Raw genomic sequence first — 14,662 nt, forward strand, 5'->3', positions numbered from 1 at the left:
GGCTGGATCTCACCCACCGGCAGACACTACGCCACCGAAGAACCCGACTGGGAACCACCCCGGTTACCGGAAGTCCTGTATACCAACTCCGAATGACCAGAGCTGTCCCTACCTGTCAATGGCCAGTAGTTTGTGCCCACGGGTCAATGGCCAACAGTTTTGTGCCCGAGGACAGAAATGGAAGTCACCTCAGATTCGGGCCGAAGTCCAGCAGAAAACCACAGTTCTAAAGACGCCTAGTGTCACAGCCATCTGTGACTGTGGAGTGCGAAACACGCCAACGGTAATCTGTGGTCCATGTCATCAAATCCACTGCGGCACGCCATGGCGCGCATGGGCGGGCGTGATCCGCAGGAACGGCACCGCGCCGCTACCCCGCTTGAACTGTTCTTCGACCTTACGTTCGTCATTGCATTCGGCGTGGCCGGAAGCCAGTTCGCCCACGAGATCGCCGAAGCCCACTTCGGTGCGGGTCTGCTTGGGTTTTCCTTCGCCATGTTCGCCGTGATCTGGGCGTGGATCAACTTCACGTGGTTCGCCAGCGCCTACGACACCGACGATTGGATCTTCCGTGTGGTGACCATGATCCAGATCGTCGGAGTACTGATCCTGACCATGGGAATCGAGCCCATGTTCCACTCCCTGGTGGAGGGGGAACATGTAGACAACAGGGTGATAGTTGGCGGTTACGTGGTGATGCGGCTCGCGCTGGTGTCCCAGTGGCTTCGAGCGGCACGGCAGGACCCGGCACGCCGACAAACGTCCCTGCGCTATGCCAAGTACCTTGCGGTGGTTCAGCTCGGGTGGATAGCCGTGCTGATAATCGAGGCCGATGTTCTCACCACAGTCCTCATGACCGCACCCCTGATCCTGGCCGAAATGGCGACTCCCTACTTGGCCGAGCGCAAAGCCACCACGCCATGGCACGCGCACCATATCGCCGAGCGCTACGGGCTGCTCGCCATCATCGCCTTAGGTGAATGCCTCATTGGCGCCATAGCAACCCTTCGCGCCATCGTGGCCAACCACGGCTGGAGCGTTGACGCAGCCCTCGTAGGCTTCGGCGGGACGGCACTGGCCTTCGCCATGTGGTGGATCTACTTCATGCTTCCCGCAGGCAGGGCGCTGCACATTCGCCGAAGTCAGTCATACCTGTTCGGGTACGGACACATCCCCGTCTTCGCCGCGATTGCCGCCTCGGGCGCAGGACTTCATGTCGCGGCCTATTACATCGATCACGAAGCCCACATCAGCGCCGCAATGGCCGTTGCCAGCATCGCCGTCCCCGTCGCATTGTTCAAAGGTTCACTGACTTGGCTGTACAGCGTCATGGTGGGCGCGGACCGCACCATCATCACCGTTGCCGCCTGTGTACTGGCCGCGTTGGCAGGCGCAGTGGGCCTGGCTGCAGCCGGGGCGTCGGTGCCGCTCTGCCTGCTGGCCATTGTGCTGGCACTCGGTGTGTCGATAGTTGTGGACGAGCGCCGGGGCTCCGAACGGCTGCAGCGGGCGCTGGAGAAGCTGGAATCCGGGGCTACTTCTCCCCAGCGCCAGCGCTAGCAGTATCCGCCGTCCCGGGATCATCCTCGTAGGACAGGTTCTCGTAATCGGTCTCGTCTTCCTCGTCCAGCCTGTCATCCAATTCCTTGAGCAGCCAAGGGTTCACCCGCCCCAGGATCTTGCGGATCTCCTCGACCTCAACTGCGGCGTAAAGCACGGGCCGGGCATCGCGGTACTTGGTGACGGGTGGCTTATCCGGCCATTTTTCGGCCAGCGCCCTGACCCGCTCGGGCAAGGAGTTGTGGGCGTTATCCGCGATCTTGACCAAGGCGGCGTCGTGGTCTTCTGCGATGTACCTCATCCCGTCGGCGTAGTCATCGGGATTGTCATGGAGCCGGTTGGTGACCCGTTCGATGATGTCCACCGCACGCTCGGAGACGCCCATTTCCAGGAGCGCCTGCCGGGTGATGGGAGTGTCCTCGGCGATATCGTGCAGGTAACCCGCGATCCGGATGTCGTCATCGAAGTCCGCCAGCGCGTCCCCCACGGCAATCACATGGTCACGGTAGGGCCGCTTGAGCTTGTCCTTCTGCCGGTTGTGGGCCACTTCAGCCAGGACCTTCGCGGTCTCCACGGTGAATCCGGGCTGAGGGTAGGACGGTTCTTTGAACTCTGGTTCGGACATGGTTCCAGCCTACGCGCCGGTCCACACCCACGGCTCCCGCGGGAGGCTGTCCGGCCGGAACGCCGCCAGCGCCCGCTCCAGCGGTCCGCGCGGCAATTTCAGGGAGTTCAGGATGAGGTCCCTGACCTCGGCGGCAGAGTGACCGGCGAGTCCCAGGTCTGTAAGGGTTACCGCACCGTCGCGCTTGGCCAGCCGGGCGCCGTCGGAATTCAGCACCAACGGCACATGGGCATATTCCGGAACAGGAATATTCAGGAGGCCGGCAAGATATGCCTGCCGCGGCGTGGATGGCAGCAGGTCGTCGCCCCTCACCACCTGATCGACTCCCTGGGCGGCGTCGTCCACCACCACGGCCAGGTTGTAGGCCGTCACTCCGTCATTGCGGCGCAGGACAAAGTCATCCACGATGCCGGTGAACGGGCCATGCAGGACATCCTTCACCGTGTACTCCGTGACGTCGGCGCGGAGCCGGATGGCGGCCGGCCGGGTGGACCGCCTGATTTCCAGCTCAGCAGGGCCCAGATTCCGGCAGGTCCCCGGATAGGCGCCCTGAGGGGCATGCGGGGCAGACGGCGCCTCCTGGATTTCCCGGCGGGTGCAGAAACACTCGTACGTCAGCCCGGCGCCGCTAAGCGCGCTGATCGCCTGGCTGTACAGCTCGGACCGCTCGGTCTGGCGGACGACGGCGCCGTCCCAGGTCACCCCGACGGCCGCCAGATCGCGGAGCTGCTCCGCCTCCGCGCCGGCCCTTGCACGGTCCAGGTCCTCAACGCGCAGCAGGAAGTCCCGGCCCGTGGACCGGGCGAAAAGCCAGGCGAGGATAGCAGTGCGCAGGTTGCCCACATGCAGATCGCCCGACGGGCTGGGGGCAAAGCGGCCTGCTGGGGTCATGGCACCAACCCTACGCAACAGGACAACCCCCTAATACAAGAGCCCCTCAGCTACGGCCGGCTGCGGGAGTCCGGACGTGGCTCAGGGGCTCTTGCTCTGGTTGCGGAGTGACCATGGTGTGAACAAGTGTCAATCAGCGGCGGCTTCCTTGCGGGAAGCTCGGTCCAGGGACCGGGTGGTGTGCCGGGGGTCCTGTAGCCTGCGGGGCGCTGGCGGTAGCCGTTGCCCTGTTGCCACAATTTGAGCAGAGAACCTACAGTTGGCACAACAGGCGCACTCCCAAGTAGTCAGACTGACCAACGTGCGCCACATTTACAGACAGGGACTGATCACTTTGCAGCAGCAGCTGGACGCCACGGACCGCCGCATCCTTTTGGCCCTGGATGAGGACCCACGCGTGCCGGTCATGGTCCTCGCCCAACGGCTCGGCCTTGCGCGCGGAACGGTGCAGGCGCGGCTGGAACGGATGACGGCGTCGGGATTCCTCCGGCCCAACAGCAGCCGTGTGCTGCCGTCCGCCCTCGGCCGTGGCGTGGCTGCCGCAGTCAGCGCAGAACTGGACCAAAGCCACCTCAATGAGGCCATCGCTGCCCTCCGTAAAATCCCCGAAGTCCTGGAATGCCACGCACCGGCGGGAGACACCGATCTCCTCATCCGGGTGGTGGCCAGCAGCCCCGACGATCTTTACCGGGTGTCAGAGGAAATCAGGCTCTGCCCCGGCATCGTCCGGACCTCCACCAGCATGTTCCTGCGCGAGGTCATCCCCTACCGCACATCCGGCCTACTGCAGGACTGAGCCGCTACACCGGCGGACCGGCGTTGGATTTGAGGTTCTTCATCACCAGCGTGGACGTCAGCCGCTCCACGCCGGGCAATGACGTGAGCTCGGCATCGTAGAAGCGCTGGTAGGCCGGCAGGTCCTCGGCAATGACCTTGAGCAGGTAGTCCGGCGAGCCGAAAAGCCGCTGGGCTTCGACGATGTTCGGGTTGCCCGCCACCCGGTTCTCGAAGATCTCCATGGTTGAGCGGTCCACCTGCCGCAGGGTGACGAACACGATCGCCTCAAAACCCAGGCCCACTGCCGCCGGATCGATGTCCGCCTTGTAGCCCCGGATCACGCCCGAGGCCTCCAGATCGCGCAGCCTGCGGTGGCACGGCGCAACGGTTAAACCCACCTTGGCAGCAAGCGCTGTCGCGGTCATCCGGCCATCCTGCTTGAGGTGGCGCAAAATATTCCTATCGATATGGTCAATCACGCAAGAATCTTACCAAATACGGTTCAATCCCGGCGAAAAAGGTAAGCACTTATGCGTGCAAAATCAATATGGTTTGTCCTGTAGCCACTCGGACAGGAGCCAACCATGAACCCCCAGCTGTTTTTAGCTTTCGTGCTGGTGGCTGCCGCCCTGGCCTGCACCCCCGGCGTGGACTGGGCCTACTCCATCACCGCCGGACTGCGGCAGCGCAGTTTTGTCCCTGCAGTTGCGGGGCTCTGCGGAGGCTATGTGCTGCATACTGTACTGCTGGTGGCCGGACTTGCGGCGTTGCTGACCGGACTGCCCGGCGTCCTGGGCTGGCTGACGGTGGCCGGCGCGGGTTACCTCCTCTGGCTGGGCATCAGCACCCTCCGATCCTGGCGCGGTGCGTCCTTCACTGCGGCAGACGCCGTCGGGAAGCCTTCCAACCAGCTGCGGACCTTCCTCCAGGGCATGGGAACCAGCGGCATCAATCCCAAGGGGCTCCTCTTTTACGTGGCCCTCGTGCCGCAGTTCGTCAGCCCGGACGCTGCCCTGCCGGTGCCGGTCCAGTCCGGCCTGCTGGGGCTCACCTTCGTCCTGCTCGCCGGAGCCGTCTACACCTGCGTGGCGCTGCTCGCCCGCACACTCCTCCAGTCCCGCCCGGGCGCCGCACGGGCAGTCACCCTGGCCAGCGGAATCATCATGGTGCTGCTGGGTGTGGTGCTGCTGTCCGAGCAACTGGTCCCGCTGGTTGCTGGCCTGTTCCCAACGGCCTGACGGATGCGGGCCGAGCCTGACGGATGCGGGCCGGCAAGACGCTGGCCACCGGCCGCCGCGCGGTCCTATGCTGATGAAACAGGTGCTGGTGACGCAAGCCCGTTCGAGGAGCCAAGATGGCCGACGATCCTGCCAGTCGCCCCGAGGAGAAATCACCAGGGCGAAAGCGAGCCGGGGCCTGGGCCACTGTCCTCGCACTGGTGGCCGCGCTCCTGCTGCTGGTACCGGTGCTTTTGCTGCCCGTGTCCACCGCAGTACCGCCGGCGGTTTGGCTACCGTTGCTCATCGCCGGCCTCGCAGCGGTGGTGTTGCTTATTGCCCGACGACGGCACGCGCGGGTGCGGCCGCTGGCCGTGGGTGCGGTGGCGTTCTGCGCGGTGGCAGCGGTGGTTGCATCACAGCTGCTCGCCGAGACGCCGCCCATCACCGACGGCGACGGCCGCCGGCTGCCCGGCAGCATCGCCAGCCTGGAGCGGGTAGAGCTGAACGGCACAGGGCAGTGGATCACCATCAGGGGACACAACACGTCCAATCCCGTCCTGCTGAACCTGGGAATGGGCGGGCCTGGCGGCGGCGGGTTCGCCACCCGTTCCCTGTTTGAACCGCTGGAGCAGCACTTCACGGTGGTGAGCTGGGACGAGCCAGGCACCGGGAAATCCTACGGCGCGGTGCCATTCGATGAGCTGGACCGCGAGCGCTTCGTAGCGGACGCCGCCGCCCTGACAAACCTGCTCCGGGAGCGGTTCGGCAAGGACCGGATCTACCTCTATGGGGTGTCGTGGTCGAGCATCCTGGGCATCTGGCTGGTGCAGGAGCATCCGGAGCTCTATCACGCCTTCACGAGCAGCGGCCAGATGGTGAACACCACCGAAAATGACCGCCTGGGGTACGAGCTGGCCCTCGCACGTCTCCAGGAACAGGGCGACGCCGGCGGAGTGGAGAAGCTCAGCAGCAACGGGCCGCCGCCCTACCGCGGCGAGAATGTGGTGTTCCGCTACGTAGAGTACCTCGACGTTCTCAACGAGATCATGGGTACACCCCGGTTGTCCTTCATCGTGCCGATCATTCCTTTCCTGGCCCCCGAATACGGGCTGGTGGACAAGGTGAACCACACGTTCGGCATCATCAGGTCATTCAATGCGGTCTACCCGAAGCTGGAAAACCTCGACTTCGTCGCGCAGGCGCCGTCGCTCGAAGTCCCGGTCTATTTCTTCGTGGGCCGCAATGACGTCAACGCCATGGCATCACTGACCGAGGAGTACTTCAACATGCTCTCCGCGCCGCACAAGGAGCTGATCTGGCTGGAGGGCGGGCACGGACTCGACGGCAGCACCCAGGGCCAGTTCGTCGATGTGATGGTGAACCGGGTCCTGCCGGCAGCCAGCTGAGTACGGCTCAGGCCTTGCGTTCCATAAACCATTCAGTGAACGCCGACGCCCGGCCGTCCGGCTCCAGGCGGATAACCCACAGGTTGTCGTAAACGGGCCGGTCACCCAGGTAGTCCGTGAACCCCTGAACAAAGGCCAAAGGGCCGTCGGTGCCGAGCAGGTTCCAGTCAAAGATCCAATCCTCGGGCTCATCGCGGGCCTCCAGCCACCGGTCCACGATCTGTTCGCGGCCACGCCACGCGTCCCTGTCATGCGGGCGGGTCTCGTAGACGGCGTCCTCGGTAAAGAGCGCGCGGATATCCGCAGGCTCATTGGTGGTCCACGCCGCGATGTACTTTTCCATCCAGGACCTCACTGCCTCGCTCATGCCTCCGTTGTACTCCGGGGCGGTGGACTCCACAAGGCCGGAGGTGGTTACTTCCCGTCCAGCTGCTCCCACTCCTGCTCCCACAGCCGGCGCTCATCGATATCCTTGCGGATGACCTCGAAGGTCTCCAGTTCCGCGGGCCGGCCCCGGAGCCAGTCGCGCGGGTTGAGGGATTTGCGGCCGTTGTCCAGCACCAGCAGGGCCCGATCGGTCAGCGCATCATTGCGGAGCACCATATCCGTCTTGCGACGGCGGAGCACCTCCTTCAGCGCCTCCTGCGCCTTCGCATGCAGGCCAAGCCGCCGCAGCGCCCGTCCGCGGAGCAGCAGCAAGGCCGCCGAAAGATCATCCGAGTTCATCAGGCCCTCGGTCCAGATCACCACTTCCTTGTCACGACCCAGCGAGAACGCCAGCGCACATCGCGCCAAGGCAGACGGCAGCGACGGCGGCAGGGCGGCCACCGTCTGCAGGGCGGCATCCAGCTGGCCGGTCTCGCGCAGGGAATGCGAGAGCGCCAGGAACACGGACTCCTGGCTGAAGAGGACGGGAACCACGATGCGCTCGGCAACCTCGACGCGGGTGACCACACGCGTGAGATAGGTGGCCGCGTAGATGTTGGCGTCGTCGTCGTTCTTGATGGACAGGCCCCGCTGGAGCAGTTCGGAAGCCCGCAGGTAACCGCCGTGCTGGTATGCCAGGAGCCCGGCCATCACTGAACAGAGCCCTGCCCAGCCGGGGTAAGTGCGGCCCAGGGTGATGAGCCGTTCGGGTTCCTTGCTGTTGAAGATGGCATCGTGGACCGCTTTTACCTGCCGGGCCGGCATCCGCTTGAGCCTGGGGACCTCGCCATCCACGGAAATCAGCGCCGCGTCACGGCCGCCCAGCACGCCGTGGAGCAGCCCGCCAACGTTCCCCGCGAGCTCACGGACCGGCGTCTGCAGGTGGGTCTCCCCGAACGGCGTCAGATCGCGCGTATCCCGGTAGATCGGTCCTTTGGCATCCCCCACGGTCATGCTTCCATGCTACGTGGCTGCGTCGTTTAGGTGGCCGCCTCGTCTGCGTGGCTGCCGCGGCTACGTTGCCGCCGCGACCCAGAGCCCGATGACCCAGGTGCTCGCCGCCAGGCACGCCAGGCCGAACTCCACCAGCATGCCCAGCCCGGTGGCTTTCAGCGCGGCCCAGCTGGTGGACGTGGCCGTGCCGATGTTCCGGGTGCGCAGGAATTCGCTGAGCAGCAGTCCGGCGGCGAACCCCACAAAGAGCCCCACCACGGGGATGACGAACATCCCGGCCACACCGGCTACGAGGCCGATGACCACGCTGCGGTTGGGAATGCTGTGCTGCTTGAGCTTCCGTCCGGTCAACACTGCACTGGCAGCCATGCCGGCGAGCACAAAAGCCATTCCCACCGCGAAAACCACCCAGCCGGCCGTTCCGGCGCCGCCCCAGATGGCCCACGCCAGCAGGCTGAGGCCGATCAGGAAGCTGCCGGGCAGGACCGGGATAACGGTGCCCGCCACCCCGACCAGGATCGCCAGGCCGCACAGAATGGTCACAACAGTCTCGGAGTTCATGAACTCCAGCTTAGGGCGGCTGCGTGGATGCTTTGGGCATAGCCGGGGTTGACGCTCTGGTTGGCGCCCGCGTGAGCCAGTGCGTTAACGCCCGACGGCGGCGCCCCGGTAAGGAGGCACCGCCGTCGGGCGTTGTGGCTGGTTGTGGTTGCGGCTGGTTGAGCGCTGCGCTCGGTGGTTACTCCGCCACCACGGCCGCGGCGACGGCCGCCGTCACGGCCGGGGCAACGCGGGGGTCCAGCGGGCTGGGCACGATGTAGTCCGCGGAGAGGTCCGCCTCGGCGAGTTCCGCGATGGCACGCGCCGCGGCCAGCTTCATGGCGGGTGTGATCCGGCGGGCACCGGCGTCGAGTGCGCCACGGAAGATCCCGGGGAAGGCCAGGACGTTGTTGATCTGGTTGGGGAAATCGCTGCGGCCGGTGGCCACAACCGCCGCGTACTTGGACGCGACCTCGGGCAGGACTTCGGGGTCCGGGTTGGAGAGCGCGAACACGATGGAGTTGGCGTTCATCAGCTTCAGGTGGTCCTCGGCGAGCTTCGAGGAGGAAACCCCGATGAACACGTCGGCGCCGAGCAGGGCCTCGCCGGGGCCGCCGGAGATTCCGCGCGGGTTGCTGCGGCCGGCCATCTGGGACTTCTTGCTCTGCGGATCGGCGGCAATGTCCGCGCGCTCACTGTTGATGATGCCCTTGGAGTCCAGCAGCACCACGTCGCTGATGCCGGCGGTGAGCAGGATTTCGGCGACGGCAATTCCCGCGGCTCCTGCACCGGAAACCACCACCTTCAGGCTTTCCAGTCCGCGGCCGGTGACCTTGGCGGCGTTCGTCAGGGCGGCGAGGGCCACCACGGCTGTGCCGTGCTGGTCATCGTGCATAACCGGGCAGTCCAATGCCTCGATGAGCTTCTCTTCGAGCTCAAAGCAGCGCGGAGCCGAGACGTCCTCCAGGTTGACGGCGCCGAAGCTGGGGCGGAGCCGGACCAGGGTTTCGACGATCTCGTCCACGTCGGTGGTGTTCAGGACCAGGGGAATGGAATCCAGTTCGCCGAAGGTCTTGAACAGGGCGGACTTACCCTCCATGACGGGCAGCGAGGCGCTGGCGCCGATGTTGCCCAGGCCAAGCACCGCGGTGCCGTCGCTGACCACAACCACCAGGCGCTGCGCCCAGGTCAGGGTCCGTGCGAGTTCCGGATTGTTGTGGATGGCGCGGCTGACTTCGGCCACCCCGGGGGTGTAGGCGATGGAAAGGTCGCGCTTGTTGGCCAGCGGGACGGTGCTGGTGATGGAGAGCTTGCCACCCTGGTGGGCGTCGAAGATCTCCGCTTCAGTCAGGGCCGTGGCGGCGGAATTGTCGGCGGATGCGATGTCGGTCAGTGCGATTGCGTCAATGGACACGTCGTTGTCTCCTGGGGCTAGCCGTGGGCGCACGGCGCGGAAAGGCTCAAGCGCAGGGAGGCTTAAGGTGAGGGAAAATCGGCGCTTCGTGGGCCCAAAGGTGGCGGGCCCGGGGTGAAGACCTTGCAGATGCTGGTTGCCAGCCACTCCGGTCCTGCAATGATAAACAGGCTGGATCAGGCGAAATGGACGTTCAGCGTCCAGACGGGCCCAAAACGGTCAATATCGGACCCTTTTGTGATCCAACTCACGTCAAAAAGCGCATTTAAGGCCGCGCTGGTCTAGACCGGTTACGCGCTTCGGCGGGTGGTTTTGACCGTGAGTGATGCCGGAGCGAGCAGGGTGCACGCCTTTTTGAGGTCCTCTTCGGCTTCGAAGAGCGACAAGCGGCGGTTGCGGACTGACTGGACCAGACCAGTGACCGTCAGCAGGAGCACACGTGCCGCCGCGGCGTCGTCGGCTGCCACCGAAACCGCGTTTTCGCTCAGCGCGTCGATCTCGCGCAGGAGGGCGGTGGTGTCCTTCTCCTCGAGGTAGACGCCCCGCCGCAAGCACTGCTCGACGGCCGGCTGCATCACGCGCATGTGGAAGATCTCCATCACCACCCCGGTGAGTGCGCGGCCGCGGAAGCGGGAGGCTGAAGCCTGGGTGCGTGACTGGAGCTCGTCCAGCTGGTGGCGGTAGAGCGAGAGCATCAGGTGCGTGGCGGAGGGGAAGTAGCGGTAGAGCGTGCCCAGCGGCACGTCGGCCTTTTCCGCGATCTCTGAGAGCTCCACCGAGTCAAGCCCCTTGCGTGCAAAGCCTGCCGCCGCTTCCAGGATGCGGGTATAGCGCAGCCGCTGGCGGGGAGTGGCGGGCCTCTCGGCCATGGGCGGATAGACGGAAGGGGTCTCAGGCATCAGCATTCCGGGGTTGTGTTTTATGGCGCAGCAGCCAGGAGCGTCCCCATCCCGTACCGCCTGCAGTCCGCCTCAACTATACGGCACGGGGCGTTGGCGGCTTAGTCCACGCCCTTGATCTTGACCACGAAGACGGCGCCGAGCAGGCCAATGAAGGCCGCCGTGGTGAACAGCGTGACGTACCCGCCAAACTGCGTCACCGCGAGGAAAGCGAGGCCTGTCGCGAACACCTGCGGCAGCGAGGCGGCCACGTTAATAACCCCCATATCCTTGCCGCGGTCCGCGGCCTGCGGCAATACCTGCGTCAGCAGCGCGAAGTCAACGGCCTGGTAGGCGCCGAACCCAACGCCCAGGATGGCGGCGCCCACCAGGGCGCCGGGCCACACGGGGAAGAACGCCATGGTGAGGCCTGCCATGGCGATCATGACGGAGGATCCGATCACGAAGGGCTTCCGCTTGCCCACGCGGTCGCTCCAAGGGCCCGCAATCACCGCAGTAATCATCACCAACACCGCATAAATGCCGGTCAGGATCAGGACTCCCAGCGCCGGGTTCTCAAGTTTGAGGACGTCCCCGAGGAAAAAGATCAGGTACACAATGGTCAACTGGTTGCAGACGTTGACCAGGAAGCGGGTGAGCCAGGCCCAGGCGAAGTCCGGGTGGCGGGCCGGGCTGATCCAGAAGCCACGGAGGAAACTGCCCCACGAGAACGGCGGCCGGAGCTCCCTGGGCAGCGGGGGGTCGTTCCGGTGGAACAGGTACGGCACCACGGAGAACAGCAGGGCGGCCGCACACATGGTGTAGCCCACCATGAAATTTCCCGACACCACCGCCCCGAAGACTGCGCCCAGTAGGATCCCCGCCGTTTGGCCCAGGGCCGCCAGTCCCCCCACTCCGCCGCGCTGCAGCACGGGCACCCGGTCCGGGATTGCGGCGGTGATCGCCGCGTAGGCCGCGTTGGCGCCCAGCTGGACCAGGCACCAGAACAGGACCATCAGGGCAATAGTCGTGGCTCCGGACATTGCCAGCAACGCTGCCGTTGCCAGGACAGCACCGGCCAGGACCCAGGGGGAACGCCGGCCGAAACCGGAGACGGTCCGGTCGGACAATGCGCCGAACAGCGGGTTGGCCACCAGGGACACGGCGGCGCCGCACCCAAGGACGAGGGAGGCGATGGCTTCCTTGTTGGCTTCGTCGATGCCAATGGCCTGCTCGGCGACAAAGACGTTGATGGGCCCGAAGAACGCGGCGTTGATGCCAACGTTAACCAGCACCAGCCCGGTCACCCAGCGCGCGGTGACCCTCTGCGTCGGTTCCGCGAGCGCCGCCGTCGTACTTGCTGCCGCAGGGCTGGGATCCGCTGCTGCGGGTGTGTCGGACAGGCTCATGGCTGGTTCCCCCTGGAACGGTTGGTGATTCTGAAAATCAGACTATCGTGGGCATCACCCCGCAGCGTGTCATACGCCGGGGCATTCCCAGGCGCACCTGCCCGCTCTACGGACTCCAAGGAGAACCACATGGCCGCACCAGCCGAAAACACGTCAAACCCTGCCGTCAATACCGCCGACCTTTACGACGAACGCGGCGAGGAACTCGCGTCAGTCTCCCTCCAGTTCCAGTCCCTGGGCGGGCGTTCACACTTCAGCGGGCCGGTGCGGACCATCCGCTGCTTCCAGGACAACGCCCTGGTGAAGTCCACCCTCGCCACCCCGGGCAACGGCGCCGTGCTGGTAGTGGACGGTGGCGGGTCGCTGGGCACTGCCCTCATGGGGGACATGATCGCCGAAAGCGCCGTGGCAAACGGCTGGGCCGGCGTCGTCATTAACGGGGCAATCCGGGACCGCGAGGCGATCGCGGTCCTGGATCTGGGGGTCAAGGCGCTGGGCTCCAATCCGCGCAAGAGCGCCAAGGACGGTGCCGGCGAGGTTGATGTGGACCTGGTGATTGACGGCGTCACGTTCCGGCCCGGCGCCACCGTCTGGTGCGATCCGGACGGGATCCTGGTCCAGCGGTAAACAAACTCCGGCTTCAGGAACAAATCGGGAAGTAATATAGTTACCGAAAGCAACTAACAGGCTTAATCCCTTTTTCTTCCTTGGAGCACCCATGTCCAAAACCACTGCCGCGCGTGCCGCCGGCGAAACCCTGACCCGGCGTCAGATCGTCACCGTGATGGTGGGGCTGATGCTGGGCATGTTCCTGGCCTCCCTGGACCAGACCATCGTGTCCACCTCCATCTACACCATCGCCAATGACCTCGGCGGGCTCTCGCTCCAGGCCTGGGCAACCACCGCCTACCTCATTACCTCCACCGTGAGTACGCCGCTGTACGGCAAGCTGAGTGACATCTTCGGCCGCCGCCCGCTGTACCTGATCGCCATCGTGATCTTCCTGGTGGGCTCCCTGTACGCCGGTTCGGTGAACTCCATGACTGAGCTGGCCATCGCCCGCGGTGTCCAGGGCCTCGGTGCCGGCGGCCTGCTGGCCCTCGCGCTGACCATCATCGGCGACATTGTGTCCCTGAAGGACCGTGCCAAATACCAGGGCTACTTCATGTCCGTGTTTGGCATCTCCTCCGTGCTGGGGCCCGTGGTGGGCGGCGCGTTCGCCGGATCAGCCAACATCCTGGGCTTTGACGGGTGGCGCTGGGTGTTCTTCATCAACCTGCCCATCGGCCTGGCCGCGCTGGCCGTGGTGTTCCTGTTCCTGCACCTTCCGGCCAAGCATGTGAAGCAGAAAATCGACTACTTCGGCGCCGCCGCCATCACCCTCGCCATTGTCCCGCTGCTGCTGGTGGCAGAACAGGGCCGCAGCTGGGGCTGGGCCTCCTTCAACTCGTTCCTTTGCTACGGGCTGGGGATCGTGGGCATCATCTGGTTCCTGCTGGCCGAGAAGCGCGCCGGAGACTACGCCCTGATCCCGCTCCGGCTCTTCCGCAACCTCACCTTCGGCCTGTCATCGCTGCTGAACTTCATCATCGGCATTGGCATGTTCGGCGCCATCGCCATGCTCCCCATGTACCTGCAGCTGGTGAAGGGCCTGACCCCCACCGAGGCCGGCCTGATGATGATCACCTTCACAGTGGGCATCCTGACAGGTTCCATCACCGCCGGACGCACCATCTCGGCGTCGGGAACGTTCCGGATCTTCCCCATCATGGGAACGGCGATCCTCACCACCGCCGCGCTGGTGATGGGCCTGTCTCTCGGCGTGGACACCCCTCTGTGGGTCCCCGGCGTAATCGCGGTATTCTTCGGCATGGGACTGGGTTTCTGCATGCAGCCGCTCACCCTGGCCATGCAGGTGTCCGTGCCGTCGAAGGATATGGGCGTGGGGACCTCCTCCGCAGCGTTCTTCCGGTCCATGGGCGGGGCGGTGGGCACTGCGGTGTTCATCTCCATGCTGTTCAGCGTTGCCGCCGGCCGGATCGCCGACACCATGAAATCGGCAGTGGGCAACGCCGATTACCAGGCCGTCCTGAACGATCCGGCCGTGGCCGCGGACCCGGCCAACGCCAAGCTCTACGAGTTCTTTCAGAACGGCGCCTCGAACGATTCGCTCAATGACACCAGCTGGCTGCACTCGGCAAACAGCGTGCTGACCCGCCCCATCACCGAGGGCTTCGCCTACGCGATCGACGCCGTGATGCTCACCGCCGCCGTCCTCACCGGCATCGCCTTCCTCATCAGCTTCGCGCTGCCGAAGAAGAAGCTGACGGACCCGAAGGCGGCTCCCAAGGATGCCGCGGCCGCTTCCGTGGCGGCGCACTAGCACCCGTTCCAAAACGGAGGACGACGACGGCGGCGCGGCCCGCCGTCGTCGGCATCCTACCCTTGACTGGTACAGGACGCCGTGGCATGGAACACTGTGTAGCGCGTGTGCGCCGGCCAACCGAACCGGTACCTCGGCCGACGACGTCCGCACCGCAGCCACCCAACCCCAAACCCAGG

General features: G+C 65.2%; 15 protein-coding genes. 6 read left to right on the top strand and 9 right to left on the bottom strand.

The features are described from left to right. Positions 1-297: 297 nt before the first annotated feature. A complete protein-coding gene (locus tag ACP7AX_RS16420) occupies positions 298-1,560 on the top strand; it encodes a low temperature requirement protein A (RefSeq protein WP_426227903.1) in 1,263 nt (420 codons plus the stop codon). Here the strand turns inward: ACP7AX_RS16420 and ACP7AX_RS16425 are convergent. Then, positions 1,535-2,185, bottom strand: a complete 651-nt coding sequence (locus tag ACP7AX_RS16425; protein ID WP_426227905.1) for an HD domain-containing protein — start codon at positions 2,183-2,185, stop codon at positions 1,535-1,537. The genes ACP7AX_RS16420 and ACP7AX_RS16425 overlap by 26 nt on opposite strands. 9 nt (positions 2,186-2,194) lie before the next feature. Further along, positions 2,195-3,076 carry a tRNA glutamyl-Q(34) synthetase GluQRS gene (gene gluQRS / locus ACP7AX_RS16430; protein ID WP_426227907.1) on the bottom strand — a complete coding sequence of 294 codons (882 nt, stop codon included), beginning with the start codon at positions 3,074-3,076 and terminating at the stop codon, positions 2,195-2,197. A 325-nt stretch (positions 3,077-3,401) separates the two neighbouring features. On the opposite strand from gluQRS, the gene ACP7AX_RS16435 reads away from it, so the two are divergent. After that, positions 3,402-3,872, top strand: coding sequence for an Lrp/AsnC family transcriptional regulator (locus ACP7AX_RS16435; protein WP_426228041.1), 471 nt, complete (start codon positions 3,402-3,404; stop codon positions 3,870-3,872). A gap of 4 nt (positions 3,873-3,876) precedes the next feature. Here the strand turns inward: ACP7AX_RS16435 and ACP7AX_RS16440 are convergent, their stop codons facing one another. Beyond that, entirely contained in the window at positions 3,877-4,332 is a 456-nt protein-coding gene (locus tag ACP7AX_RS16440; protein ID WP_426227909.1) for an Lrp/AsnC family transcriptional regulator, read from the bottom strand. A 105-nt stretch (positions 4,333-4,437) separates the two neighbouring features. On the opposite strand from ACP7AX_RS16440, the gene ACP7AX_RS16445 reads away from it, so the two are divergent. Continuing rightward, positions 4,438-5,091, top strand: coding sequence for a LysE family translocator (locus ACP7AX_RS16445; protein ID WP_426227911.1), 654 nt, complete (start codon positions 4,438-4,440; stop codon positions 5,089-5,091). 116 nt (positions 5,092-5,207) lie between these two features. Continuing rightward, the gene (locus tag ACP7AX_RS16450) at positions 5,208-6,479 is read left to right on the top strand and encodes an alpha/beta fold hydrolase (protein ID WP_426227913.1); all 1,272 of its coding nucleotides are present in this window, start codon (positions 5,208-5,210) and stop codon (positions 6,477-6,479) included. A gap of 7 nt (positions 6,480-6,486) precedes the next feature. Here the strand turns inward: ACP7AX_RS16450 and ACP7AX_RS16455 are convergent, their stop codons facing one another. The 6 genes from ACP7AX_RS16455 to ACP7AX_RS16480 form a co-directional block, all read right to left on the bottom strand. Continuing rightward, complete coding sequence (locus ACP7AX_RS16455) at positions 6,487-6,846, bottom strand: nuclear transport factor 2 family protein (protein WP_426228043.1); 360 nt, start codon at positions 6,844-6,846, stop codon at positions 6,487-6,489. 47 nt (positions 6,847-6,893) lie between these two features. Beyond that, a complete protein-coding gene (locus tag ACP7AX_RS16460; protein ID WP_426227915.1) occupies positions 6,894-7,859 on the bottom strand; it encodes a hypothetical protein in 966 nt (321 codons plus the stop codon). A gap of 60 nt (positions 7,860-7,919) precedes the next feature. After that, entirely contained in the window at positions 7,920-8,420 is a 501-nt protein-coding gene (locus tag ACP7AX_RS16465) for a DUF456 domain-containing protein (RefSeq protein WP_426227917.1), read from the bottom strand. Between the two features lie 178 nt (positions 8,421-8,598). After that, a complete protein-coding gene (locus tag ACP7AX_RS16470; RefSeq protein WP_426227919.1) occupies positions 8,599-9,813 on the bottom strand; it encodes an NAD(P)-dependent malic enzyme in 1,215 nt (404 codons plus the stop codon). Between the two features lie 290 nt (positions 9,814-10,103). Then, positions 10,104-10,712 (bottom strand): TetR/AcrR family transcriptional regulator, encoded by a 609-nt coding sequence (locus ACP7AX_RS16475; RefSeq protein ID WP_426227921.1) that lies wholly within the window; start codon positions 10,710-10,712, stop codon positions 10,104-10,106. Between the two features lie 101 nt (positions 10,713-10,813). Next, a complete protein-coding gene (locus ACP7AX_RS16480; protein ID WP_131683395.1) occupies positions 10,814-12,100 on the bottom strand; it encodes an MFS transporter in 1,287 nt (428 codons plus the stop codon). A gap of 129 nt (positions 12,101-12,229) precedes the next feature. Here ACP7AX_RS16480 and rraA point away from each other — a divergent pair, with 129 nt between their 5' ends. Together rraA and ACP7AX_RS16490 are read left to right on the top strand one after the other, a co-directional pair. Continuing rightward, positions 12,230-12,727, top strand: a complete 498-nt coding sequence (rraA, locus tag ACP7AX_RS16485; protein ID WP_131683396.1) for a ribonuclease E activity regulator RraA — start codon at positions 12,230-12,232, stop codon at positions 12,725-12,727. 91 nt (positions 12,728-12,818) lie between these two features. After that, complete coding sequence (locus ACP7AX_RS16490; RefSeq protein WP_426227924.1) at positions 12,819-14,483, top strand: MDR family MFS transporter; 1,665 nt, start codon at positions 12,819-12,821, stop codon at positions 14,481-14,483. The last annotated feature ends 179 nt before the right edge of the window (positions 14,484-14,662 follow it).

Origin of the sequence: Pseudarthrobacter sp. DSP2-3-2b1 (assembly GCF_049895945.1) — a bacterium.
GTDB lineage: Bacteria > Actinomycetota > Actinomycetes > Actinomycetales > Micrococcaceae > Arthrobacter.